Source organism: Nonomuraea sp. NPDC050328, from assembly GCF_044459405.1.
GTDB lineage: Bacteria > Actinomycetota > Actinomycetes > Streptosporangiales > Streptosporangiaceae > Nonomuraea.
This window is the reverse complement of sequence record NZ_JBITIW010000001.1, coordinates 585,286-609,423: the sequence shown is the minus strand read 5'-3', so window position 1 is coordinate 609,423 and position 24,138 is coordinate 585,286. Positions and strand designations below refer to the sequence as shown.

Genomic DNA, 24,138 nt, shown 5'->3' with positions numbered 1-24,138 from the left:
TCCAAGCAAGGCGGCCAACCGCCCAACCGCCGCCCACCCAACCACCGAGGCGGCCAGGCGGCCGATGGGGCGGGTGGCCGAGTGGCGGGGGGTGGTCAGTGGATTGGCGGCCAAGCGGGCAGGCGGCGCCCAGCGGGCAGGCCACCGAGCGAGGAGGCCTCCGGGCCGGGAGACCGCTGAGCCGGGGGACTGGTTAGCGAGGGGATCGGTGAGCGCGGAGGCCGGTGAGCGGGGCGGTCGGTGAGGGGCCGGCCCGTGGGGGTGGGGCTGGCCGTACGGGGTGGGTCAGCGGGTTTCGAAGTCGGTGCACACCCACTGCACGCCGCGGCGTTCCAGGCGGAGGGCCAGGGCGTGGCTGCGTTCGCCGCAGTGGACCAGCACGCACATCTCGACCGCCCCGTCCCTGGGCTCCTGGATCCGGGGGGTGCCCACCAAGGGCGGGCGGCGGGTGTCGATCATGCGGCCCGCCTTGCGGAGCTCTCGATAGGCCTGGTCGCTGAGGCGGTCGGCCAGGCTCGCCGGTGGGCGGCGGCCGGCCAGGACTTCGGCCAGCGCTTGGCCCAGGTGGCGAAGGCGGCGCTGGTCCGGGAGTGCGCCCGGTGGGCCCCAGACGAGGGTCGCCGGATCGTCCACCGCTAGGGCCAGGGTGCCCTGGAACCGGGCCTGAGCCTGGGGTCTGCGCACCAAGGGGATGGCAGGAGCGACCTCTGCCGGACCCTCGGGCGCCTCAGCCGGGTGGGCGGGCGGCGAGGAGGGGTGGCCGGGCTGTGGGGTTGGGTGGTCGGGCACCGGCGTGGGGCGGTGGGTCGAGGGTGAGGGAGCCGGGGAGCCCCCGGCCGGGGAGTCCAAGGCTGGGGAGTCCAAGGCTGGGGAGTTCGCGGCGGGGGAGGTCGTGGGAGGGGTGTGCTCGTAAGGGGGGTCGGGGTAGGGGGCGACGGTCAGGTGGGGGAGGCGGGGGTGGCGCGTGATGGGCATGAGGTCCTCCAAGGGGGATCCCGGCTGAGAAAGACCGGTTGCTATAAGGAGGATTCGGCCCGGGCTCCAGATACATCCCGGCCCGACTTTCTGAAAAACCGGGCCAGTTTGCCAGAGAATGCGGCAAAGATTCTTGGCCAGTCGGCACCAGCGGCGATTATTGGGACAGAGGTCGAGGCCCCTAAGGGCGTCCTGAATCGTTGTGTCCAGGCCGGTTAGGGGGTTGTGTCTGGCCGTAAGGGGCCGACTGGAGGGTCAGGGGTCGGCGGGCTTCTGGGGTGCGGCGGAAGGGGCGGCGGGAGGGGTGGGGGGAGGGGCAGTGGAAGGGGTGGTGGCGGGGTCCTCTTCGGGTTCCCGGCCGGGGGTGAGAATGTTCAGCTTGCGGATGAGAAAGCTGAAAAGAGCGTAGTAAATCACGAAGTAAGCCACCCCGATCAAAATGATGAGAACCAGCCCATGAGTGTTGGACTTGGTGGCATTGAGCAGCATGTCGATCAACCCGGCCGAAAAGCTGAACCCCAGCCGGGTGTCCAAGGTGGCCAGCAAAGCCATCGCCAGCCCGGTCAACACCGCATGCACCACGAAAAGCACCGGCGCGACGAAGATGAACGCGAATTCGATCGGTTCGGTGATCCCGGTGACGAAGGCGGTGAGCGCCCCGCCGATCATGATGCTGCCGACCGCCGCCCGGCGGTGCGGGGGTGCGGCGCGCCAGATGGCCAGGGCGATGGCCGGCACGCCGAACATGAGCACCGGGAAGAAGCCGGTCATGAAGATGCCCGCCCCGTCCTGCCCGATGGCGTAGCACTTGAGGTCGCCCGCGGCGTGCACGCCGTTGACGGTGCACTCGGGGATGACCGTCCAGACGATCGAGTTGACGAAGTGGTGCAGCCCGAGCGGGATGAGGAAACGGTTGGCGACGCCGTACACGCCGGCGCCGAGGGCGGAGTTGGTGGCCAGCCAGTCGCCGAAGTCGGTGAGCGCCTGCCCGATAGGCGGCCAGATGAGGCCGAAGATGACGCCGAGCAGGAGGGAGGCGAGCGCGGTGACGATGGGCACGAAGCGGCGCCCGCCGAAGAAGGCCAGCCAGGACGGCAGCTTGATGCGGTAGTACCGCTGCCAGAGCACCGCGGCCAGCAGGCCGATCATGATGCCGCCGAGCACGCCGGTGGGCTGGGCGGAGGCCGCCTGGTTGATCACTTCGGAGCCGTCGGCGAGGGTCTGGCTGACCTTGGCGTGGATGACCTCGTTGTCGGAGTTGAAGAACATCCGCTTGGCGACCTGGTCGAAGACGAGGTAGCCGACCAGCGCGGCCAGGGCGGTGGAGCCGTCGGCCTTCTTGGCGAAGCCGATGGCCACGCCGATCGCGAAGAGGATGGGCAGGTTGTCGAAGAGCACGCCGCCGGCGGCGGCGAAGATCTCGGCGACGTCGGCCGACCAGGCGAAGCCGGGCACGTCGGCGAGGCCGCCCGGCTCCGGGCCGTTGGAGCCGAGCATGTCGGGCTGGCCGAAGCGGAGCATGAGCCCGGCGGCGGGGAGCACCGCGATGGGCAACATCAGGGAGCGTCCGATGCGTTGCAGCACGGCGAAGGCCGACGCCCAGAACGACTTGCCGCCTTCGACGGCCGTGGAGCTCATCGCCGATTCCCCTCGCCAGTGATCATGCGGGGGAGTGCCCGGTAAATACCCGGAGCGGGGCCTGCGTGTCAAGGTATAACGCCAGATTCTGGTCAAGTGTTATGCCCGCCCGGCGGCTCCGCCGTACCTCCGAAAAGGGGTGCTGAGCTGGGCAGACGCGCCGGCCATAAGGCGGGGTTATGGGGGTCTTGATATGGCGGCGGTGCGTGCCGTTCCCGTTACGTTTGCGGCGCACCCCCCAATTCGAGGAGAGATGTTCATGCTCCGAAGGAAGGCCGTGGGGGCGTCCATCGCCCTCGCACTGACGATCACAGTCGCTCCGGCGGTCGCGTACGCGGCGACCGCCGGTGATCCACCCAATGCCTACGCGCAAGCCCAGCAGTCGGCCGCCGCGCAGGCCGACCCGGATCCGAAGCTCATCCAGGCGCTCACCCGCGACCTGGGGATCAGCGCCGACCAGGCGCAGGTTCGGCTGGTCAACGAGACCGCCGCCGCCCAGGTGGAGAAGGTCTTCGCCGACGCGCTCGGCGCCTCCTTCGGTGGCCTGTGGGTGAGCGGCCCGGTGGCGGACCTCTCGGTGGCCACCAGTGACGCCGCCAAGCTGGACACCATCCGCGAGCTCGGCGGCGCGCCGATCCTGGTCGCCAACCCGCTGAGCGAGCTGGAGGCGGTCAAGGCGCAGCTCGACCGGCTGCGGCTGCCGCGCGGCGTCGCGTCGTGGTTCGTGGACGTGACCGCCAACAAGGTCGTCATCCTCACCCGCGACCCCGGCCGTGCGCAGCTCTTCGTCGACTCCAGCGGCCTGGACACCAGCAAGGTGCTGGTCCTGCGCACGGGCGAGAACCCCCGCCCGCTGTACGACGTGCGCGGCGGCGACGCCTACTACATCAACGGCAGCACCCGCTGTTCGGTGGGCTTCGGCGTCACCCGAGCCGGCAGCCAGGGCGGCTTCGTCACCGCCGGCCACTGCGGCACGACCGGCGCGAGCACGACCGGTTCCAACCGCGTCGCGCAGGGCACCTTCCGCGGCTCCTCCTTCCCGGGCAACGACTACGCCTGGGTCGAGGTCAACAGCCAGTGGACGCCGACCAACCTGGTCAACGCCTACAGCGCCGGCCTGATCACCATCACCGGCTCGACCCAGGCGGCGGTCGGCTCGTCGATCTGCCGGTCGGGTTCGACCACGCAGTACCGCTGCGGCACGATCCAGCAGCACGGCACCAGCGTCACCTACCCGCAGGGCACTGTCAGCGGCGTCACCCGCACCACGGTCTGCGCCGAGGGCGGCGACTCGGGTGGTTCGTTCTTCTCCGGCAACCAGGCCCAGGGCGTCACCTCGGGCGGTTCCGGCAACTGCAGCTCCGGCGGGACGACCTACCACCAGCCGGTGAACGAGATCCTGCAGACCTACGGGCTGACCCTGGCGCGGACCGGCAACCCGCCGACCAGCCCGCCGCCCACCAGCCCGCCGCCCGGCGGCGGCACCTGGGCGGCCGGCACCGCCTACGCCGCCGGCGCCAGCGTGACGTACGGCGGAGCGACCTACCGCTGCCTGCAGGCGCACACCGCGCAGGCCGGTTGGGAGCCGCCGAACGTCCCCGCGCTGTGGCAGCGCGTGTGATGTAGCACCTCGGCCCGGTCACCCCTCAGGGGTGGCCGGGCTTCTCCCTGGCGGCGGCCGGTTCGCCGGAGTCGACGTCGGGCTCGGGTTCGCGTCCCGGGGTCTGGATGTCGAAGCGCTTGATCAAGAAACTAAAGACAAAGTAGTAAATAACGCCATAAATCGCCCCGACCAGCAGGATGCCCGGCAGGTTCTGCGTGTTCGACTTGCTGGCGTTGAGCAGCAGGTCCAGCAACCCCGCCGAGAACCCGAACCCGAGCTGCGCGTCGATCAGCGTGGTGATCGCCATCGCGAGCCCGGTGAGCAGCGCGTGCACCACGAAGAGCACCGGCGCGACGAAGATGAAGGCGAACTCGATCGGCTCGGTGATCCCGGTGACGAACGAGGCGAGCCCGGCCGAGAGCATGATGCCGCCCACCGTCGCCCGCCGGTGCAGCGGGGCCGAGCGCCACATCGCCAGCGCCGCCGCCGGCAACGCGAACATCATGATCGGGAAGAACCCGGTCATGAACTCGCCCGCCTGCGGGTCCCCGGCGAAGTAGCAGTTCCAGTCGCCGCCGAGCGTGCGGGCGCCGACGTGGCACTCCGGCACCATGTACCAGACGATCGAGTTGGCGAAGTGGTGCAGCCCGAGCGGGATCAGCAGCCGGTTGAGCAGCCCGTAGAGGCCGGTCCCGACCGGCCCCGCCTCGGCCAGCGCCCGGCCGGCCGAGCCGATCCACTCGGCCAGCACCGGCCAGACCCAGCCGAAGGCCACTCCGAGCAGCAGCGCCACGATCGAGGTGATGATCGGCACGAACCGCCGCCCGCCGAAGAAGGCCAGCCACGCGGGCAGCTTGATCCGGTGGAACCGCTGCCAGAGCAGGGCGGTGGCCAGGCCGATGACGATGCCGCCGAGCACCCGCGTCGGGTTCTGCACGCCGTAGTTGATGATCTCGCGCAAGTCGTCGGTCCGTACCAGCACCTGCTCCCGGATGCCGGAGCCGAGGAACATGGTCCGGGTCACCCGGTCGAAGACCAGATAGCCGATCACCGCCGACAGCGCCGTGGAGCCGTCGGCCTTGCGCGCGAACCCGATCGCCACGCCCACCGCGAAGAGCATGGGCAGGTTGTCCAGCAGCGCGCCCCCCGCGGCGGCCAGCACCAGGGCGACGTCGTTCATCCACGCGAAGCCGGCCACGTCGGCCAGGCCGCCCGGCTCGGCGCCGTTGGAGCCGAGCATGTCGGGCTGCCCGAAGCGCATGAGCAGCGCCGCGGCCGGCAGGGCCGCGATGGGCAGCATGAGCGACCGGCCCATGCGTTGCAGCACGCTCATCACTCGGGCGAACGGCGAAGGGATCGCTGCGGTCTCGTTCACCGGCAGTCCTCGGGGGGTCGGGGGGTGTTTCCAGGAAGCCTAGAGCGGGCCGCCTGCCGTACCGCCGGGCGCGGGTCAGCGGCGGGCGGGCATCTCCAGCATGGTGCGGAGCTGGTAGCGGTCGGCCCGGTAGGTCGAGACGCCCAGCTCGGCGCAGACGCCGCCGGAGAAGGAGCGCCGCTGCAGCAGCAGGACCGCCCCGCCCCGGTCGAGTTTGAGCAGGTCGGCGTCGCTCGGGTCGGCGATGCCGCCGTCGATGGTCAGTTCCCCGGCGTCCATGACGATCCCGTAGCGCTTCTCCAGCAGCTCGTACAGCGAGGTGTCCGACAGGTCGTGGTCGGCCAGGTCGGGCGCGAGGGAGACCGGGATGTGCGCGCGCTCGATCGACAGGGGTTCCCCGTCGGCGGTGCGCAGCCGCTCGATGAAGTGCACCTCGTCGCCGGGCTGGATGCCCAGCTCCTTGGCCAGGTGGGCGCTGGCGCGCACGACGCGGCGGTCGAGGTCGCGCGAGCCGGGCACCATGCCGCGGGCGCGCATGTCGTCGGTGAACGAGGTGAGCTGCAGGGCCAGCTCGATCTTCGGCCGCGCCACGAAGGTGCCCTTGCCGGGCACGCGGTGCAGCCGGCCCTCGCTCACCAGGTGGTCGACCGCCTGCCGTACCGTCATCCGCGACAGCCCGAAACGCTGGCAGAGCTCGCGCTCGGACGGGATCGCCGCTCCGATGCTGAGCTCGTTGCTCTCGATGAGGTCGAGCAGGATCTCCCGTAGCTGGAAGTACTTGGGCACCGGGCTGTCCGGATCGATGTGCGCCACGGATCCTCCCCTCGATCTGATGTGGGCAATGAGCTATGGTTCGTACTGGTCTAGTCCGGACTAGACCACGTGGACCAAGATATAGCGATAGGAGCAGTATGACCACCAGGATGCGTAGCGAGATCGCCGAGCAGCCGGCGGCCCTGCGGGCGACGCTGGAGGCACTGCTGCCCCGGGTTGACGAGGTCAGCGCCCTCGGTGCGCAGACGAAGCAGCTGCTCTTCATCGCCCGCGGTACCTCGGACAATGCCGCAGTTTACGGCCGCTACCTGATCGAGTCGCACGCCGGTCGCCTGGCCGCGCTCGCCGCCCCCTCGATCGCCACCACCTACAAGCGCAAGCTCGACCTCGACGGCGTGCTGGCCGTCGCGATCTCGCAGTCCGGCAAGACCGAGGAGATCGTCGAGACGCTGAGCTGGGCCAAGGACTGCGGCGCCAAGACGGTCGGCATCACCAACGGCGGCGTGGACAGCCCGCTGGCCCAGGCCGCCGACCTGGCGCTGTGCACCGAGGCCGGGGTCGAGAAGGCCGTTCCGGCCACCAAGACCTACACCACGCAGCTCGCCGCCCTCGCCGTGCTGGCGCTGGGACTGGGCGCCGACGTCAACGCCGACGACCTGCAGCTCGTGCCCGACGCGGTCGAGAAGCTGATCGCCGAGCCGGGCGACCTGGACGCCGTCGTCGAGGGCCTGGCCGACAAGCCCGGCGTGGTCGTCTCCGGCCGCGGCCTGGCCTTCTCCACCGCGCTGGAGACCGCGCTCAAGCTCAAGGAGGCGTGCTACCTGCACGCGATGGGCCTGTCCTACGCCGACCTCCTGCACGGCCCGATCGCCGTGGTGGACGAGGACACCCCCGCGCTCCTGGTCGCCGCCGAGAACAGCCCCACCCTGTCGGGCACCGTCGCGCTCGCCGAGCGCGTCGTCGGCGCGGGCGCCGCGGCCTTCACCATCGGTGGCGGTACGGCTCTCGCCAAGGCGGGCACCGCCGCGCTGAACGGCCCGGCCCTGCCGGAGTGGGTGGCGCCGATGGGCCTGATCGTGCCCGGCCAGCTCCTCACCGAGGCGCTCGCCCGCCGGCTCGGCATCGACCCCGACGCGCCGCGCGGCCTCAACAAGGTCACCCAGACCGATTGATTACCTGGCGTAGTTTAGCCTGTTCGGAGGGGAACGAGGGAGGACCCGATGGCGGCTGATGCCAACGCGATCATCGCGGGGCTCGGTGGTGCGGACAACATCATCGAGATCGAGCCCTGCATCACGCGGCTCCGCACCGAGGTGCACGACGCGTCCAAGGTCGACCAGGCCGCGCTGAAGGCGGCCGGCGCCCACGGCGTCATGGCGGCGGGCAACGTGGTGCAGGTCGTGGTGGGGCCCGAGGCCGACACCATTGCCAGCGACATCGAGGACATCATCGGCTGAGCCATGACCACTGTTATCGCCCCCGTAGAGGGGTCGGCTGTGGGATTGGCGGCAGTGCCGGATCCGGTGTTCTCGGCGGGCATGGTCGGTCCGGGAACGGCGATCGACCCGATTCGGGGACCGGGCAAGGCAGTCGCTCCCATAGACGGAAAGATCATGAAGTTGCATCCGCACGCCTACGTGATCGTGGGCGACGACGGCAAGGGTGTCCTGGTCCACCTGGGCATCGACACCGTGCAGCTCAAGGGCGAGGGGTTCCAGCTCCTGGCGGCCGAGGGGGATCGCGTCAGCGCCGGCCAGCCGGTGGTGGCCTGGGACCCCGCGGCCGTCGAGGCCGGCGGGCGCTCGCCCGTCTGCCCGGTCGTCGCGCTGGACGCGACGGCCGAGTCGGTCACCGGCGTGGCGCGTGGCGTGGTGCACGTCGGGGACGAGCTGTTCCGGTGGGGGTGAGCACCGCGCTGTTCGACCTGGACGGCACCCTGGTCGACACCGAGGCGCGCAACATGGCCATGTGGCGGCGGCTGCTGGACAACCACGGCATCGACGCCGACGTCCGGATCTTCATGGGCCGCCGGGGCCGCGACGTGCTGCCGGTGCTCTTCCCGGACCGCGACCTGGCCGACCTGGCCGAAGAGGTGTGGAGCTACGAGCGGCTGCCCGACCTGCCGGGCATCGCGCCGGTGCCGGGCGGGGCCGCGCTGGTGCGCGAGGCCGCCGCCGCGGGCGCGCCGCTCGGGCTGGTCACCTCCGCCCAGCGGCCCTGGGCCGTACGGCATCTCGACTATCTCGACATCCGCGGCCTGTTCCAGGTGCTGGTCACCGCCGAGGACGTCGAGCACGGCAAGCCCGACCCCGAGGGCTACCTGCGTGCCGCCCGGCTGCTGGAGGCCGATCCGGCGACCTGCGTGGTCTTCGAGGACACCCCGGCCGGGATTGCCGCGGCCAAAGCGGCGGGTATGAGGTGCGTGGGCGTCGCGACCACGCACGCCGCGAGCGAGCTCGGCCAGGCCGACCTGGTGGTCCCCGATCTGACCGCCGTGGCCTGGCCGCCGTCTCTCTAGGGGAGGATGTTGATCATGGCTGAGCGCAGGGTGACCGTCGTAGCCGAGGTGGGGCTGCACGCGCGGCCCGCCGCCACCTTCGTCCAGGCCGCCGCCAAGGCGCCGATCGAGGTCAGCGTGTGCAAGCTCAACCGCGACCCGGTCAACGCCAAGAGCATCCTGGCCGTGATGGGGCTCGACGTCCGGCAGGGCGAGGAGATCGTGATCACGGCCGAGGGCGAGGGCGCCGAGGAGCTCCTGGACGAGCTCGCCGCGATCGCCTCGGCCCCGTGACCGGCGCGGGGGTGAGCCCGGGCAACGGGCACGGCCCCGTGAAGGGCGTGGGGGTCAGCCCCGGCATCGGGTACGGCCCCGCCTACGTGCTGGCCGAGCGGGTCCCCGAACCGCCCGTCGGCGAGCGGTACGCGGGCGAGGCCGGGCCGGAGAAGGACCGCGTCGCCCAGGCCCTGGAGCGGGTCGCCGCCGAGCTCGACCGGCGCGGCGAGCGGGCCGGGGGCCAGGGCCGCGAGGTGCTGGGCGCGCAGGCCATGATGGCCCGCGACCCCGGTTTGGCGGTCGAGGTGGCCGCCCTGGTCGACACCGGGCTGGCCGCGCCGCGCGCCGTCTTCGAGGCCTTCCAGAAGTACCGCGACCTGCTCACCGCGGCCGGCGGCTACCTGGGGGAGCGGGCCGCCGACCTCGATGACATCCGCGACCGGGTGATCGCCGTGCTGACCGGGGTGCCGATGCCGGGGGTGCCGGAGGAGGCTCCGGGGGGCGTGCCGTACGTGCTGGTGGCCCGGGATCTGGCGCCCGCGGACACGGCGGTGCTGTCCAGCGCGGTGGTGGCCGCCTTCGTCACCGAGGAGGGCGGGCCGACCAGCCACACCGCCATCCTGGCCCGCGCGATGGGGGTGCCCGCGGTGGTCGCCTGCCCCGGCGCGACCACGCTCGACGGCAACCTGCTGGTCGACGGCGGCGCCGGCCTGGTCGAGCGGGAGCCGGAGCCGCACCGCGTCGAGCAGGTACGGCGGGCCGACGCGGCCCGCAGGCGCCTGCTGGCCGAGACGACCGGCCCGGGCCGCACCGCGGACGGCCACCGGGTCCCGCTCCTGGCCAACCTGGGCGGCCCGGCCGACGTGCCGGCGGCCTTGCAGGCGGGCGCGGAGGGCGTCGGGCTCTACCGCACCGAGTTCCTCTTCCTCGACCGCGCCTCGGCGCCCTCCGCACGGGAGCAGGAGGAGGCCTACCGCGCCGTCCTGGAGGCCTTCCCGCGCGGCAAGGTCGTCGTGCGCACCCTCGACTCCGGCGCGGACAAGCCGCTGGCCTTCCTGCCGCCGCCGGGGGAGGAGCCCAACCCGGCGCTGGGCGTGCGGGGGCTGCGAATGGGACGGCACGTGCCCGAGGTGCTGACCGGCCAGCTCCAGGCTTTGGCCCGCGCCGCCGAGGGGACGAGCGCACAGCTCCAGGTGATGGCGCCGATGGTGGCCACCGCCGAGGAGGCGGCCTGGTTCGCCGCCGCCTGCCGTACGGCCGGGCTGCCCGAGGCCGGCGTGATGATCGAGATCCCGGCGGCGGCCCTGCGCTCGGCGGATCTGGCGCGGTTCGTGGACTTCTTCTCCATCGGCACCAACGACCTGGCCCAGTACGCCTTCGCCGCCGACCGGCAGCTCGGCGTGCTCAGCGACCTGCAGGACGCCTGGCAGCCCGCCCTGCTCGACCTGGTCGCGCTGGCCGTCGGCGGGCACGGGCGGCCCTGCGGGGTGTGCGGGGAGGCGGCGGCCGATCCGGCGCTGGCGTGCGTGCTGGCCGGGCTCGGGGTGGGCTCATTGTCGATGGGGGCGGCCGGGTTGCCTGCCGTACGGGCGGCGCTGGCGCGGCACACGCTGGTGCAGTGCCGGGCGGCGGCCGCGGCGGCGCGGGCGGCCGCGAGCGGGGAGCAGGCCAGGGCGGCGGCCCGCGAGCACCTGCCGGGACTGTCCGAACTGGGGCTTTAAGCGGCTCTGGAGGAAAAGAGTGGTCCGAGCGGCTCGCGGGCTGGATAGCGTTGGTGTCATGGTTCGAGGCATCCGTACGGCAAGGCTCCTGGCGGTCGCGACCGCGTCGCTCCTGACCGGGCTGACCGCGTGCGCGGGAACGGCGAAGCCGCCCGCGCCCACCTCCACCACGGGCGCCCCGGCCTCCACGCCGCAGGAGCAGACCTCGGCGGCGCCCGAGCAGGGCGGGGAGAAGGGCGAGCAGCGCGGCGAGGTGGCCAGGGCCCTGGCCGGGATGAGCCTGGAGGACAAGGTCGGCCAGCTCTTCATGCCGGTGCTGCCGGGCACGACGGCCGACGCCAAGACCATCCGCAAGTACCGCCTCGGCGGCGTGATCCTCTTCCCGGACAACATCAAGACGGTCGAGCAGGTCGTGGCGCTGACCAACGGCCTGCAGGAGGCGGCGGGCAAGGTGCCGATGCTGGTCGGCACCGACCAGGAGAACGGCATCGTCTCGCGGGTGGGCGCGCTGATGACCAAGTTCCCCGGCGCCAAGGTCATCGGCGACACCGGGGACACCGCGCTGGCCAGGAAGGCGGCCGAGGCGACCGGCGCGGAGCTGAAGTCGCTCGGCATCAACCTCGACTTCGCCCCGGTCGCCGACGTCAACATCAACCCGCGCAACCCGGTGATCGGCGTGCGGGCCTACGGCTCCGACCCGGCCAAGGTCTCGCGCATGGTCGGCGCGGCGGTGAAGGGCTTCGCCGACGCGGGCGTGGCCGCCACCGCCAAGCACTTCCCCGGCCACGGCGACACCACCACCGACAGCCACACCGGCCTGCCGGTGATCAAGCACACCAGGGCGCAGTGGGAGAAGCTGGACGCCCCGCCCTTCCGCGCGGCCATCGCCGCCGGGGTGGACGCGATCATGACCGCGCACATCGTCATGCCCGCCCTCGACCCGTCCGGCGACCCGGCGACGTTGTCCAAGCCGATCCTGACCGGCATCCTGCGCGGCAAGCTCGGCTTCAAGGGCGTGATCTCCACCGACGCGCTCAACATGGAGGGCGTGCGCACCAAGTACGGCGACGGCGAGGTGGCCGTGCGTGCCGTGCTGGCCGGAGCCGACCTGCTGCTCATGCCGCCGAGCCTGGACAAGGCCTACACGGCGGTCCTGGGCGCGGTGAAGTCGGGCCGCATCTCCGCCAAGCGCCTGGACGAGTCGGTCACCCGCCTGCTGGAGCTGCGCCGCGCCCGCGGCTTCCTCGACCGGGCGCCGGTCGCCTCCGCCGAGGAGGCGAACCGGGTGCTCCGCTCAGCCGAGCACCGCAAGCTGGCGGCCCGCATCACCCGCGCGAGCCGATGACGTAGCGGAGCATTATTCTGTCCTCATGGTCAAAGGCATTCTGATCGACTGGGGCGGGGTGCTGACGAGCCCCATGGGCGTCTCCATCGCCCACTGGCTCGAAGCCGACCGGATCGACGCCGCGCACTACCGCCAGGTCATGCGGCGCCTGATCACCGAGGCCTACAGCGAGGACGGCGGCCACAACGTCGTGCACGCGCTGGAGCGCGGCGAGCTCGGCGCGGCCGAGTTCGAGCGGCTGCTGGCCGCCGAGCTGCTCACCCTCGACGGCACCCCGCCGCCCGCTGAGGGCCTGATCAACCGGATGTTCGCCGGCTTCGCCCGCGAGGAGGCGATGTACGGCATGCTCCGCGAGGCCAGGAGCCGAGGGCTCAAGACCTGCCTGCTGTCCAACTCCTGGGCCAACGACTACCCGCGCGAGGACTGGCCCGAGCTGTTCGACGCGGTCGTCATCTCCGGCGAGATCGGCATGCGCAAGCCCGAGCCGCGCATCTTCCACCACGCGCTCGGCCTGATCGGCCTGGAGGCCGCCGACTGCGTCTTCATCGACGACATCGAGGCCAACATCCTGGCCGGGACCGGCCTGGGCCTGCGCGGCATCCACCACCGCGACGCCGTGGCCACCATCGCGGAGCTGGAGACTCTCCTGTCGTCACCGCTGGCATGATTGACCTCATGCGTGTCTATCTGCCGTGCACGATCCCGGCTCTCACCCGCGCGGTCGAGGCCGGCCAGCTCGGCCCGGCTCCCCTGACCGGCTTCGCCGTGACGCCCGCCCTCACCGAGTGGTACGCCTCCGGCGACACCGAGGAGCTGGAGTACGTCGCCCTCACCGAGGCGGCGCGCTCGTCCCTGCGCATGCTGGCCGCCGACCGCGCCGACGGCGCGGCCACCCCGGCCCGCCGCGTCGTGATCGCCGCCGACGTGCCCGACGGCCTGCTCCAGGTGCCGGCCGCCCTGGAGGAGAAGGCCCGGGTACGGCTGGCCGAACCGGTGCCGATGGCGAAGGTCGCCGCCGTGCACGTCGACGACCTCGGCGCCGCACCCGACATCGAGGCCGCCATCGCCGCCCTGCCCGAGGCGGACAAGGGCGACGACGACGCCCGCTTCACCGTCGACGGCGCGGAGGCGCACGAGCTCATGTGGTACGCCACCCAGGAGATCCCGGACCTGCTGTCATGATCAAGCACCTCGTCTGGGACTGGAACGGCACGCTCTTCCACGACATCGAGGCCATCGTCGGCGCGACCAACGAGGTCTTCGAGCCCTACGAGCTGCCCAAGCTCGACGCCGACGCCTTCCGCGCGGTCTACACCCGGCCGGTCTGGGTGACCTACGAGAAGCTGCTCGGCCGCGAGCTGCGCGAGGGCGAGTGGAAGCTGCTCGACGACACCTTCCACGCCAGCTACTACCGCCTGATGGCCGCCTGCCGGCTGGCCGAGGGCGCCGAGCGGCTGATCAAGGAGTGGGGCGGCAGCCAGTCGCTGTGCTCGATGGCGCCGCACGACCATCTGGAGCCGCTGGTGAAGTCCTTCGGCATCCACGAGCACTTCCTGCGGGTCGACGGGCTGCGCGACGGCAAGACCGGCGGCGAGAAGGCGGCCCATCTGGCCGCCCACCTGGCGGGCATGCCGGTCCGGCCCGAGCAGATCCTGGTCATCGGCGACAGCGTCGACGACGGCGTCGCCGCGCGGGCCGTGGGGGCGCGGGCGGTGCTCTACACCGGGGGCATGAGCACCCGCGCCGAGCTGGAGCGGACCGGGTTCCCGGTGGTGGACACGCTGGCCGAAGCGCTCAACCATGCCTAAATCGCCCGGGCCTGGCCTGGCCGGCGGGCGGTAGCCGTACGCTAGGCCCGTGACCCCCCGCCTCGTCCTCTGGAACGTCGACCTCACCCTGGTCGACGTGGCCATCGTCACCCGGGATGCCTACGCGGAGGCGTTCCGCGCCGTCACCGGGCGTCCCCTCGTCAAGCTGGCGCCCGCGCTGGGCCGCCCCGACTCCGAGATCATCTTCGAGACGCTCGCGCTCAACGGCGTGCGCGCCGAGAACGAGGACCTGCCGCGCTTCATCACCGCCCTGGCCACCGCCTTCGCCGGCCAGGCGCACCGGCTGGCCGCCACCGGCCGCGCCATGACCGGCGCCCGCGAGGCGCTGGAGGCCGTGGCCCGGCTCGACGGCGTGGTGCAGTCGGTGCTGACCGGCACGATCAAGAGCAACGCCGTGCTCAAGCTGCGTGCCTTCGGGCTCGACCAGCACGTCGACTTCGACATCGGCGGCTACGGCGAGGAGGTCTACCCCAAGGCCACCCTCCTCCAGGTCGCCCAGGGCCGCGCCAAGCAGCGGTACGGCACGCCGTTCGGCGCGGCCGACACCGTGGTGATCGGCGACTCCACCCGCGACGTGCAGGCCGCCCGCATCGGCGGCGCGGCGGTGATCGGCGTGGCCTCGGGCCGCTCGATGCCGGCCGAACTGCGCGAGGCCGGGGCCGACCTGGTGCTGCCCGACCTCGGCAACGCCTCGGAGGTGGTCGCGGCCGTTGCCGCGCTGACCTCGCCGGTGGACCGCAAGGCCGGCTGACCCGCTGTGTGGTGCCCGGCCACGTCGCCGGGTGGCGGGATATGTGTCCCCCGATGATGACTGGCGCGCCCGGCCGGGCCAGGATGGTGCCATGGTTGCTGAAGGTGAACTGCTCTGGACGCCGGCCGACCCCTCCGGCTCCAGGATCGCGCGCTACCTCGACTCGCGCGGGCTGACCGGCTACGAGCAGGCATGGCAGTGGTCGGTCGATCACCCGGCGGAGTTCTGGACGTCGATCTGGGAGTACTTCGAGGTGATCGGCGAGCGCGGCGACGGGCCCGTGGTGTCCGGGACGATGCCCGGCGCGCGCTGGTTCCCCGGCGCCGGCGTGAACTACGCGGAGAACGCGTTGCGCCCGAGGACGGGCACCGCCTTCGTCTTCCGCGCCGAATCCGGCACCCGGCAGGAGTTCTCCCACGCCGAGCTGCGGGAGGAGGTCGCGCGGGTGCGGGCCGGGCTCGTCCGGCTCGGCGTCGGCAAGGGCGACCGGGTGGCCGCCTACCTGCCCAACATCCCGCAGGCGCTCATCGCCTTCCTGGCCACCGCCTCGCTGGGCGCGATCTGGTCGGCCGCCTCGCCCGACTTCGGCGTGCCGAGCGTGGTCGACCGGTTCACCCAGATCGAGCCCAAGGTGCTCATCGCGGTGGACGGCTACCACTACGGCGGCAAGAGCTTCGACCGCACCGACGCGGTGCGCGAGATCGCCGGCTCGCTGCCCACGCTGCGCGCGACCGTGTGGATCCCGTACCTGACCGCGGCCGACGAGGGCCGCGCGCCCCAGCAGGCCGAGCCCGCCGAGCCGCACACCTCCTCCCTGCCCACGGGCCAGGTGCTCGGCTGGGCGGGACTGCGGGCCGAGCCGGCCGAGCTCGCCTTCGAGCCGGTGCCCTTCGACCACCCGCTGTGGATCCTCTACTCCAGCGGCACCACCGGCCTGCCCAAGCCGATCGTGCACGGGCACGGCGGCGTGGTGCTGGAGCACCTCAAGTCGCTCAGCTTCCACCAGGACCTCGGCGAGGGCGAGGTGTTCTTCTGGTACACCACCACGGGGTGGATGATGTGGAACTACCTCGTGGGCGCGTTGCTCGTGGGCGCGGTCCCGGTGTTGTACGACGGGGCGCCGCAGGACCTGTGGGGGCTGGCCGCCGCCGAAGGGGTCACCTACTTCGGGGTGGGCGCGCCGTACATCCTGGCCTCGATGAAGACGGGCGCACGGCCCACCGGGCTGCGGCTCAAGGGCATCGGCTCGACCGGGTCGCCGCTGCCGCCCGAGGGGTTCGCGTGGGTGGCCGAGCACCTGCCCGGGGTGCCGGTCGGCTCCTTCTCCGGCGGCACGGACGTCTGCACCGGCTTCGTCGGCTGGACGCCGCTGCACCCGGTGCGCGCGGGCGTGATCCCGTGCCGGTCGCTGGGCGCGCGCATCGAGTCGTTCGACCCGGCGGGCAAGCCGGTCGTGGGCGAGGTGGGGGAGCTGGTGCTGACCGCGCCGATGCCCTCGATGCCGGTGATGTTCTGGAACGACCCGGACGGGTCGCGGTATCGCGACAGCTACTTCGACGTCTACCCGGGCGTGTGGCGGCACGGCGACTGGCTCAAGCTCGGCGAGGACGGCTCCTGCGTGATCTACGGCCGGTCCGACTCCACGCTCAACCGGGGCGGGGTGCGGATGGGCACGAGCGAGTTCTACCGCGTCGTCGAACGGTTCGAGCAGGTCGCCGACTCGCTGGTGATCGACACCGGGCAGCTCGGACAGGAGGGGCGGCTGCTGCTCTACGTCACCCTCGCGCCCGGCGCCTCCCTCGACGACGGGCTGATCATGGGTCTGCGCCGGGCGCTGCGCCAGGAGCTGTCGCCCCGGCACGTGCCCGACGAGATCATCGAGGTGCCCGGGATCCCGCGCACCCTGTCCGGCAAGAAGCTGGAGGTGCCGGTGCGCAAGATCCTGCTGGGCACCCCGGTCGAGGAGGCGGCCAACCCCGACGCGATGGCCAACCCCGACGTGCTACGCCACTTCCGCCGCGCCCAGTAGCGGCAGGCACGCCTCCAGGTTGTGGATCTGGACGTCCGGGGCGGGCGTCCAGTCCGCCCGGTCCAGCCGGAAGCGCCGGCTGACCACGCGCTTGCCCTTCGGGCAGACCAGGTTGACGCCGTCCTCGCGGTAGCCCAGCTTGCGGGTGACCGCGAGGGAGGCGGCGTTGTCCTCGAACGCCTCGGTGCGGGCGTAGTCGGCGTTCAGGCCGGCGAAGGCCAGGTGCAGCACCGCCGTACGCATCTCGGTGCCGAGGCCCAGGCCGTGGAAGCGCCGGCCCAGCCAGGAGCCGGTGGAGACCTCGCGCAGGATCGCGAAGTCCTTCGCGGCCATCTCCTGCGTGCCGACCACTTCGCCGTCCACCACCACCACGAACGGCAGGGACCAGTTCTCGGGCGTCATCCGGCTCAGCGCCCCGAGCTGCCAGGCGACGGTGCTCCGGGCGCGCTCCTGCGGCGTGGCGTCGGTCCAGGGCACTAGGAAGGGCATGACGCCCTCGTCGTGCACCCCCTCCGCGGCCCGCTCGCCGAGCTCGTCGAGATCGGCCAGGCTGGGCAGGCGCAGTTCGAGCCGCGGGGTGGTGATCTTGAGGTTCAGGGTGGGAAAGTGCCGCATTCCGGAAGTCTGCCAGCTCGGGTACGGCGAAGCCGACCGGATTTCCGGCTACGCGGTCAGCCCGGCCGCCCGCAGCGTGCGCTCGACCGTATCGGCCCACGGGCGCATGGCGACGACCGGAACGCCCTGCTCGGCGGCCTGCGCGGCGAGCCAGTCGCCGTACATACGGCTCACCCGGGCCCGCCCGCGCTGCTCACCGGCGGCCGGTTCACGGCTGAGGTAGTTGGCCACGATGCGGTCCTCGTCCGGCTCGTGCAGGATCACCTTGACCGCGCCGGGCAGCTCGGTCGACGGCAGCAGGTAGTCGCCTTCGAGGACCACCGGCGTGCCCGTCTCCAGGTGGTTGGCCACCACGGCCCGCACCGCCGGCTCCAGCGCCCGGGCCACCTCGATCTGGAGCTCCACGATCCGCTCGGCCGGGAAGGCGGCGGCCTCGGGCGTGGTGCGCCAGTAGTGCAGCATCGGGAGCTGCTGCGGGGTGGTCATCGCCTGGAGCGCCTCGACGATGTCGTCCAGCTCGACCAGCGGCACGCCCAGGCGCCGGGCGAGCGGGTAGGCGACGCTGCTCTTGCCGATGCCGGAGGCGCCGCCCAGCAGGATCACGGTGTTCACCGGCGCGAGCATACCCAGTGGCTCAGAACCCCTGGGGCAGGCGGAACACGTTGTCGGGGTCGTAGGCGGCCTTGACCTCGGCCAGCCGGCCGGCGTTGGCGCCGTAGTAGGCCGGACGCCAGGAAGTGAGGTCGGGGTCGATGTAGTTGACGTAGGCGTGCTCGCCCAGCCACCGGCTCATCGCCGCGTGCGTGCCGCGCACCCAGGTGCGGTCGGTGCCGGGCGAGTAGTACTGCAGGCTGTAGAGCGCCGCGCGGTGCGGGAAGGCGGTGGCCGAGGCCGGGGTGCGGGCGATGGCGCCGCCCATCGCGTCCATCAGCACGGTGTGCTCGCCGCGCCTGGCCACCCAGTCCACCAGCGCCGCCCGGCCGTCGGCGGGCAGCGGCCGGTAGGCGAAGTGCGACTTGGCGGCGAACGCGGTCCGGGAGAGCCGGCCGTCACGGGTCTGGCCCGGCAGGTGGCACTGCGAGGCGGACAGCCGCGCGCAACCCGCCATGATCATCATCGCGTCGAGGTGCGTGGTGTGCTTGACGTGCCGCGAGCTCGGCGCGCCCAACTTGGCCAGCAGCGGCTTGAGCAGCCGGTCGAGCTCGGCCGGCGGCCCGAGGTAGAGCCCGCCCACCTGGACGTCGAGCACGCCGTTGTCGCGGCCCAGATGCAGGTTCGACCACAGGCTGTCGGGGGCCGCGGGCGCCCAGTCCTGCCAGGCCTTGAGCGTGGCCGCCGCCTTCCGCCAGGGCCAGTGCAGGAAGAACGTGGTGACCCGGCCCACCGGGTGGGCGCGGAAGGTGAAGGAGACCGCCACGCCGACGTTGCCGCCGCCACCGCCCCGGCAGGCCCAGTAGAGCCCGGCGTGGTGGGTGGAGTCGGCGGTCACCAGCCGCCCGTCGGCGGTGACGAGCTGCACCGACTCCAGGGTGTCGCAGGTCAGGCCGTACTTGCGGGAGACGACGCCGAGGCCCCCGCCCAGCGCCAGCCCGGCGATCCCGACCGTCGGGCAGGTGCCGGCCGGGATGCTGACGCCGTGGCGGGCCAGCCGGTCGTAGACGTCGATCAGCTTCGCGCCCGCGCCGACGATCGCCCGGCCGTCGCGGTGGCCGACCGAGTTCAGCCGCGAGACGTCGATCACCAGGCCGGGCCCGGTGGACCAGCCGGCGTAGGAGTGGCCGCCCGAGCGCGGATGCACCGCCAGGCCGCTGCGCCGGGCGAAGACCAGGCAGGCGGCGACGTCGGCGGCGTTGGCGCAGTAGGCCACCCCGCCCGGCCGTACGCGGTCGTGGGCCGGGCTGAACAGCCGCCTGGCCTGGTCGTAGGCCCGCTCGCCCGGCCTGACCAGCGTGCCCTTGAGCGCGCGCCGCAGCCCCGCCCAGTCGGGCGGAGGCGCCGCAGCGCCGAGCAGCACGGGGCTGAGGGCCATGGCCTGGAGGAGCTGCCGTCGTTCCACGTTTGTGAGACGGGCGAGGCGGCCGCCCGGTTGGTCACAGATGTGTCACTGGTTCCGGAGATCCATAACACCGGGGAGAGGGGGCAGATGGGAGGGCCCAATGACCTTGCCCGCGAGGCCGTTCAGCGGCTAACTCTTAGGAAAGTTTACTTTTCATTTAAGGGAGCTGCCATGATCAGGCAGGGTGCGGTCGAGGAAACGCGCGTCGGCGACATCCGGGACGTGGGCCTGCTGGCCCTCCGGCTGGTGACCGGGCTGCTCCTGGCCGGGCACGGCGCGCAGAAGCTCTTCGGCGTCCTCGGCGGACACGGGCTGGACGGCACCGCCCGCTTCTTCGCCGGTCTCGGCTACGAGCCCGCCACCTTCTTCGCGGCGCTGGCCGGCCTCGCCGAGTTCGGCGGCGGGCTGCTGCTCGCGCTCGGCCTGCTCACCCCGCTGGCCGCCGCGGCCGTGCTCGGCGTCATGGCCAACGCGGTCGTGGCCGACTGGTCCAAGGGGCTGCTCGGCGGGTTCGAGTACCCGCTGCTGCTCGGCACGGTCGGCGTCGTGGTCGCCTGCACCGGCGCCGGGCGGTACGCGCTCGACCACGGGCGGCCCTGGGAGCGGCACGGGGCCGCCTGGGCCACCGCCAGCATCGCCCTCGGCCTGCTGAGCGCCGCCGGGGCGCTGCTCGTCCGCGCCCTGTGAACCCGTGAACCCCGCGAACCCGGTGAGCCCGGGCTGCCGGTCTTGGGGTCAGGCCACGGGGCTGGGCTGCCGGCTCGGGGCGCTCGCCTCCTGCGGCAGCGGCGGGTAGATGCTGAGCTGCTCGGCCGCCACCAGCGCGGCCGACGCGTCCGACACCAGGCCGGTCGAGATCGGCACGGTCCGGAGCAGCGCGTGCAGCAGCCAGTCGGTGCCCACCCGCAGCCGGTTGCCCGTGGATTCGAGCGCCAGCAGGTGGTAGCCGCTGGTCACCAGCTTGGCGGGCGGCCCGGTGAGCCGCAGCCCCATCGGGTCGGCGACGGCCGACAGCCCGCCCAGGTCGGCGACCATGCCCAGGTCCCGGTGCCGGTAGTAGGTCAGCTCGCCGTACCCGAAGGACGCGGCGATGTTCCGCGCGGCGACCGGGCCCTGGCGCTGGGCGTGCTGCGCGGTCTGGGCGCACACGCCGCCCGGACGGGTCAGGTCCGGTACGGCTGCCGCGTCCCCGACCGCGTAGACGTGCGGATGCTCCCGCACGCTCAGATCGGCCCGCACGACCACGCGCCCCCGGTCCAGCGGCAGGCCCAGCCGCTGGACCAGCGGGCTGGCCGACACGCCCGCCGTCCACACCAGCAACCGGCAGGGCACGACCGTCCCGTCCGTCAGCGTGACCGAGTCGGGGCGCGCCTCCCGGATCGAGGTCCCCAGCCGGACCTCCACGCCCAGCCGGCGCAACGCGTCCGTGGCCTTGGCCGACAGCGCCTCCCCGAGCTGCGGCAGCACCGCGGGCGCCATGTCCAGCAGCAGCCATCGCGTCCGCAGCCTCGGCGCCGCCGCCGTGGCCAGCCGCTTGGCCATGGCCACGAACTCCGCCCCGGCCAGCCCCGCCCCCACCACCACGAACGTGCTGAGCGCCTCCCGCTCGGCCAGATCGGCGGTGACCCGCGCCCGCTCCACGTTCGCGATCACCCGGTCGTGCAGGTAGAGCGCCTCGGTCAGCGTCTTGAACCCGTGCGCGTGCGCCTGCAGGCCCGGGATGTCGAACACCCGCGTCACGCTGCCCGGCGCCAGCACCAGCCGGTCCCACGGCAGCTCGAACCGCTCGCCGGACGTGCTCAGCACGGTGATCGTGTGGGCGTCGAGATCGGCGTCCACCGCGTTCCCCCGGCACAGCACCACGCCCCGCAACCTCGACAGCGCCACCGCGATGTCCGGCGCGTGCACCAGCCCGCCCGCCACGTGCGGCAACAGGGGTGTGTAGAGGTGGAAGTCCGTGGGGTTCACCACGACCACCTCGGCCGTGCCGCGCGGCACCATCCGGCTCAGGCTGCGCGCACAATGGAACCCACCGAAACCGCCACCGACCACTACGACTCTCTTCACCCTGGGAGTTTTCCCCGGCAGAGGCCGCATTTGGTCAACGGCCCGGCAGGCGCGGGCATGGGATTACCCGGGGGCTTCCTCACGCCCGCCCCCCTCCGAGCCCGGTGGCTTCCGACCCGCCCACCTCCGAGCCCGGTGACTTCCTTCCCCCCACGCCTCCGGCAACGGGACGGATGTGCGGTGCCCGGCGGCCGTGTTCCGCCCGACCCTCCCCGAGGAGGTGGAGGTGTACGCTCGCACCTTCCCGAGACCGCGGAGGTGCGATGCCCACCGACCACGACCTCACCGTCCTGGACCCGCTCCCGGCCGTCTTCTCGGCCTTCCCCGGCCCCTTCTGGGTCGCCGGCGGCTGGGCCGCCGACCTGCACGCCGGCCGGGTCCTGCGCCCGCACGCCGACCTCGACCTGCTCATCCTCCACTCCGACCTGCCCGCCTTCGCCGCCGCCTTCACCGACCGCGAGATCCTCCTCAAGGGCCACCGGGACGGTACGGCGAAGCCCTGGGACGGCCGTCTCGACCTCGACCCCGGCCCCCAGAGCCTGACCTTCACCGACCCCCGGATCCCTTACCCGCTGGAGGTCGTGCTGGGCCTTTCCGACGGGGAGGACTGGGTCTTCCACCGCGGCAGCGGCCGCATCCGCCGCCCGTTCACCGCCATCACCCACCTAACCCCTGATGGCCTGCGCTACCTGGGCCCGGAAGTGGTGCTGCTCTTCAAATCCCGCCAGGACCGCCCCAAGGACCACGCCGACTTCATCGCTCTGGCCGACCACCTCACCCCCGAACAGGCCGCCTGGCTCCTGTCCTGGCTCACCCCCCACGGCCACCTGCCCCACCCCTGGTCAGCCCCCCTCCACACCTTCGCCACCACCCCCCAACCCGCCGACTGAACCGAACCACCCATCGGTCCGGACCTCGCCGGTGGGCGTTGAGCGGCGGGATCGGGCCGGAGCAGCGCGCCGCCTTCTCCGCGGACCGCGCCCAGCTTGCCGAGGGTCGCGATGCTGGAGCCCCGGGCCTTCCACCTGCCGCAGCCGTCGGTGCACGGCCCCTTCGCCCGCGCGAGCCCCCTTGAGAGTCCCACCGGGCAGCGCCCGAGCCCCTTGCGCGGAGCGCTCCGAACCGAGGGCTGTCAGGCGAGGCGGAGGGCGAGGGCGGGGCACATCTCGACGGCCCGGCGGGCCTCACGCAGCATGCCGCCCGGGACAGGCCGGAAGGCCGGGTAACCGAAGTCGTCGAGGTCGACGAACTCCGGCAAAAGATGAGCGCACAAGCCGTGCCCCTCACACCGCGTCCAGTCGACGTCGAGCCGGTATTCAGGTTCCGCAGGCGACTCGGGCAGCGGAAGGACGCCGAGCACGGGGCGGCCACAGGTGCCGGCGTCCAGGTGCGAGGCGATGTCGGTGGCGAAGACGTCCAGGGCGGACAGGGCGAAGCGGGCGGTGCCGTCGGGGTGGGAGCAGGCGCCCCGCCGCTCGACCGACCGGGCGGCTCGCCGTACGGCCTCGGGTGAGCCCTCGCCCGAGCAGAGGGCCAGCAGCGCACGGGCGAGGTCGGGCAGCCCGAGCCGGCAGGGCCCGCACTGCCCGGCGGACTGGCCGGCGAGGTAGGCGGCGACGCGGGCGGTCTCGCCGAGCGGGCAGGTGTCCGGGCCGAGCGGCAGGACGATGCCGGCGCCGAGCGGGGTCCCGGCGGCACGGGAGAGTACGGCGGTGCGGGCCTCGGCGGCGGTCAGCCAGGTGCCGTGGTAGCCGCCCAGGAGCACGCCCGGCCCGAGGTCGGCGCCCGGCGAGCACAGGTCGAGGACGGCCGAGAGCGGCATGCCGTGCGCGGCCTCGACGACGGTCTCGCCGCCGACGGTGAGCAGCAGGGTGCCGGGTTCGCGAGGCGTCCCGACGTCGGCGTAGGCGGCCGGGCCCAGCCGGGCGAGCAGGGCGAGCTGGGCGAAGGTCTCGGCGTTGGACAGCAGCGTGGGCAGCCCGTCCACGCCCTCGTGCGCGGCCCGGCGCTTGCGTCCGGGCGGCGTCGGGGTCTCGCCGTTGACGCCTCGCACCAGCGCGCCGCCCTCGCCGGTGATGAAGCGTTCGGGCAGGCCGATCACGCGGATCCGCAGCCGCGACTCCTCTGCCCCGGCCACCCCGGCGGCGCGGCGCTCGGCGACGGCCGCCTCGGCGGAGGCGAAGGGCACGCTGTCGGCGGCCACCGCGAGCACGATCTCCCGCGCGCGCAGCGCCTCGGCGGCGAGGACGGCGCCGTCGAGCACCAGGTGCGGCGTACGGACGAGCAGCATGGCGTCTTTCCGGCTGGCGGGCTCGCCCTCGGCGGCGTTGATCAGAACGACGCGTTCTGAGCGGTTGCCGGCGACCGCACGCAGCTTGCGGGCGAAGGGGAAGGCCGCCCCGCCCCGCCCGCGCAGGTCGACGAGATCGGCCTGCGCGATGAGGGACTCCAGGTCGAGCGGCGCCGGAGCGCCGTGGATGGTGCGGTGGGCGGGCAGGTCGAGGCGGCGGCAGTGGTCGAGCCCCTCGGTGAGCCGGGCCGGCCCGAGCCGCACGACCGGCGGGACCTTGTGCGGGATCATGATGTC

The 24,138-nt window shown here is 72.8% G+C and carries 24 protein-coding genes; 15 read left to right on the top strand and 9 right to left on the bottom strand.

The annotated features are described in order from the left end of the window. Nucleotides 1-285: 285 nt before the first annotated feature. Both ACIBG7_RS02740 and ACIBG7_RS02735 read right to left on the bottom strand, forming a co-directional pair. On the bottom strand, nucleotides 286-684 hold the full coding sequence (locus ACIBG7_RS02740; RefSeq protein ID WP_397334956.1) for an Rv3235 family protein: 399 nt from the start codon (nucleotides 682-684) through the stop codon (nucleotides 286-288). 546 nt (nucleotides 685-1,230) lie between these two features. Beyond that, a complete protein-coding gene (locus ACIBG7_RS02735; protein WP_397334955.1) occupies nucleotides 1,231-2,613 on the bottom strand; it encodes a PTS transporter subunit EIIC in 1,383 nt (460 codons plus the stop codon). A 259-nt stretch (nucleotides 2,614-2,872) separates the two neighbouring features. On the opposite strand from ACIBG7_RS02735, the gene ACIBG7_RS02730 reads away from it, so the two are divergent. After that, nucleotides 2,873-4,234: a carbohydrate-binding protein gene (locus ACIBG7_RS02730; protein WP_357916844.1), complete on the top strand. Its 1,362-nt coding sequence runs from the start codon at nucleotides 2,873-2,875 to the stop codon at nucleotides 4,232-4,234. Between the two features lie 25 nt (nucleotides 4,235-4,259). Here the strand turns inward: ACIBG7_RS02730 and ACIBG7_RS02725 are convergent, their stop codons facing one another. Continuing rightward, nucleotides 4,260-5,591, bottom strand: a complete 1,332-nt coding sequence (locus ACIBG7_RS02725; protein ID WP_357916847.1) for a PTS transporter subunit EIIC — start codon at nucleotides 5,589-5,591, stop codon at nucleotides 4,260-4,262. 75 nt (nucleotides 5,592-5,666) lie between these two features. Then, complete coding sequence (locus tag ACIBG7_RS02720) at nucleotides 5,667-6,404, bottom strand: GntR family transcriptional regulator (protein ID WP_357916850.1); 738 nt, start codon at nucleotides 6,402-6,404, stop codon at nucleotides 5,667-5,669. Nucleotides 6,405-6,514: 110 nt separating this feature from the next. Here ACIBG7_RS02720 and ACIBG7_RS02715 point away from each other — a divergent pair, with 110 nt between their 5' ends. The 12 genes from ACIBG7_RS02715 to ACIBG7_RS02660 all read left to right on the top strand — a co-directional run bounded on the left by ACIBG7_RS02715 (nucleotide 6,515) and on the right by ACIBG7_RS02660 (nucleotide 16,813). Further along, on the top strand, nucleotides 6,515-7,537 hold the full coding sequence (locus ACIBG7_RS02715; protein WP_357916853.1) for an SIS domain-containing protein: 1,023 nt from the start codon (nucleotides 6,515-6,517) through the stop codon (nucleotides 7,535-7,537). 48 nt (nucleotides 7,538-7,585) lie between these two features. After that, a complete protein-coding gene (locus ACIBG7_RS02710; RefSeq protein WP_192790232.1) occupies nucleotides 7,586-7,822 on the top strand; it encodes a glucose PTS transporter subunit EIIB in 237 nt (78 codons plus the stop codon). A gap of 3 nt (nucleotides 7,823-7,825) precedes the next feature. Continuing rightward, nucleotides 7,826-8,272 carry a PTS glucose transporter subunit IIA gene (locus ACIBG7_RS02705; RefSeq protein WP_357916856.1) on the top strand — a complete coding sequence of 149 codons (447 nt, stop codon included), beginning with the start codon at nucleotides 7,826-7,828 and terminating at the stop codon, nucleotides 8,270-8,272. Beyond that, nucleotides 8,263-8,883, top strand: coding sequence for an HAD-IA family hydrolase (locus ACIBG7_RS02700; RefSeq protein WP_357916858.1), 621 nt, complete (start codon nucleotides 8,263-8,265; stop codon nucleotides 8,881-8,883). The genes ACIBG7_RS02705 and ACIBG7_RS02700 overlap by 10 nt, the downstream gene beginning before the upstream one ends. Nucleotides 8,884-8,898: 15 nt before the next feature. Next, nucleotides 8,899-9,156, top strand: a complete 258-nt coding sequence (locus ACIBG7_RS02695; protein ID WP_397334954.1) for an HPr family phosphocarrier protein — start codon at nucleotides 8,899-8,901, stop codon at nucleotides 9,154-9,156. Then, nucleotides 9,153-10,859, top strand: a complete 1,707-nt coding sequence (gene ptsP, locus ACIBG7_RS02690) for a phosphoenolpyruvate--protein phosphotransferase (RefSeq protein ID WP_397334952.1) — start codon at nucleotides 9,153-9,155, stop codon at nucleotides 10,857-10,859. The genes ACIBG7_RS02695 and ptsP overlap by 4 nt, the downstream gene beginning before the upstream one ends. A gap of 58 nt (nucleotides 10,860-10,917) precedes the next feature. Then, nucleotides 10,918-12,204: a glycoside hydrolase family 3 protein gene (locus tag ACIBG7_RS02685; RefSeq protein WP_397334951.1), complete on the top strand. Its 1,287-nt coding sequence runs from the start codon at nucleotides 10,918-10,920 to the stop codon at nucleotides 12,202-12,204. A 25-nt stretch (nucleotides 12,205-12,229) separates the two neighbouring features. After that, a complete protein-coding gene (locus tag ACIBG7_RS02680; protein ID WP_357916867.1) occupies nucleotides 12,230-12,871 on the top strand; it encodes an HAD family phosphatase in 642 nt (213 codons plus the stop codon). An 8-nt stretch (nucleotides 12,872-12,879) separates the two neighbouring features. Beyond that, the gene (locus ACIBG7_RS02675) at nucleotides 12,880-13,386 is read left to right on the top strand and encodes a DUF6912 family protein (protein ID WP_397334949.1); all 507 of its coding nucleotides are present in this window, start codon (nucleotides 12,880-12,882) and stop codon (nucleotides 13,384-13,386) included. Further along, the gene (locus ACIBG7_RS02670) at nucleotides 13,383-14,012 is read left to right on the top strand and encodes an HAD hydrolase-like protein (protein ID WP_357916872.1); all 630 of its coding nucleotides are present in this window, start codon (nucleotides 13,383-13,385) and stop codon (nucleotides 14,010-14,012) included. Before ACIBG7_RS02675 ends, ACIBG7_RS02670 begins: the two co-directional genes overlap by 4 nt. A gap of 49 nt (nucleotides 14,013-14,061) precedes the next feature. Continuing rightward, nucleotides 14,062-14,784, top strand: coding sequence for a haloacid dehalogenase-like hydrolase (locus ACIBG7_RS02665; RefSeq protein WP_357916875.1), 723 nt, complete (start codon nucleotides 14,062-14,064; stop codon nucleotides 14,782-14,784). 91 nt (nucleotides 14,785-14,875) lie between these two features. Continuing rightward, nucleotides 14,876-16,813, top strand: coding sequence for an acetoacetate--CoA ligase (locus ACIBG7_RS02660; RefSeq protein ID WP_357916878.1), 1,938 nt, complete (start codon nucleotides 14,876-14,878; stop codon nucleotides 16,811-16,813). Here the strand turns inward: ACIBG7_RS02660 and ACIBG7_RS02655 are convergent. Genes ACIBG7_RS02655 through ACIBG7_RS02645 form a run of 3 tightly spaced genes read right to left on the bottom strand, consistent with a single transcriptional unit; the run spans nucleotide 16,787 to nucleotide 19,484 of the window. Continuing rightward, nucleotides 16,787-17,428 carry a GNAT family protein gene (locus ACIBG7_RS02655; RefSeq protein ID WP_357916881.1) on the bottom strand — a complete coding sequence of 214 codons (642 nt, stop codon included), beginning with the start codon at nucleotides 17,426-17,428 and terminating at the stop codon, nucleotides 16,787-16,789. The two genes, ACIBG7_RS02660 and ACIBG7_RS02655, sit on opposite strands and share 27 nt — an antisense overlap. Nucleotides 17,429-17,476: 48 nt before the next feature. Then, nucleotides 17,477-18,040, bottom strand: a complete 564-nt coding sequence (locus tag ACIBG7_RS02650; RefSeq protein ID WP_397334948.1) for a hypothetical protein — start codon at nucleotides 18,038-18,040, stop codon at nucleotides 17,477-17,479. Nucleotides 18,041-18,062: 22 nt separating this feature from the next. Next, entirely contained in the window at nucleotides 18,063-19,484 is a 1,422-nt protein-coding gene (locus tag ACIBG7_RS02645; RefSeq protein WP_397334947.1) for an FAD-binding oxidoreductase, read from the bottom strand. Nucleotides 19,485-19,655: 171 nt separating this feature from the next. On the opposite strand from ACIBG7_RS02645, the gene ACIBG7_RS02640 reads away from it, so the two are divergent. After that, nucleotides 19,656-20,171, top strand: a complete 516-nt coding sequence (locus ACIBG7_RS02640) for a DoxX family protein (protein WP_357916890.1) — start codon at nucleotides 19,656-19,658, stop codon at nucleotides 20,169-20,171. Nucleotides 20,172-20,219: 48 nt separating this feature from the next. Here the strand turns inward: ACIBG7_RS02640 and ACIBG7_RS02635 are convergent, their stop codons facing one another. Then, a complete protein-coding gene (locus ACIBG7_RS02635) occupies nucleotides 20,220-21,551 on the bottom strand; it encodes an NAD(P)/FAD-dependent oxidoreductase (protein ID WP_397334946.1) in 1,332 nt (443 codons plus the stop codon). 263 nt (nucleotides 21,552-21,814) lie between these two features. On the opposite strand from ACIBG7_RS02635, the gene ACIBG7_RS02630 reads away from it, so the two are divergent. Continuing rightward, on the top strand, nucleotides 21,815-22,441 hold the full coding sequence (locus ACIBG7_RS02630) for a nucleotidyltransferase domain-containing protein (protein ID WP_397334945.1): 627 nt from the start codon (nucleotides 21,815-21,817) through the stop codon (nucleotides 22,439-22,441). A gap of 242 nt (nucleotides 22,442-22,683) precedes the next feature. Here the strand turns inward: ACIBG7_RS02630 and ACIBG7_RS02625 are convergent, their stop codons facing one another. Further along, nucleotides 22,684-24,132 (bottom strand): NADH-ubiquinone oxidoreductase-F iron-sulfur binding region domain-containing protein, encoded by a 1,449-nt coding sequence (locus ACIBG7_RS02625; RefSeq protein WP_397334944.1) that lies wholly within the window; start codon nucleotides 24,130-24,132, stop codon nucleotides 22,684-22,686. Nucleotides 24,133-24,138 lie beyond the last annotated feature (6 nt).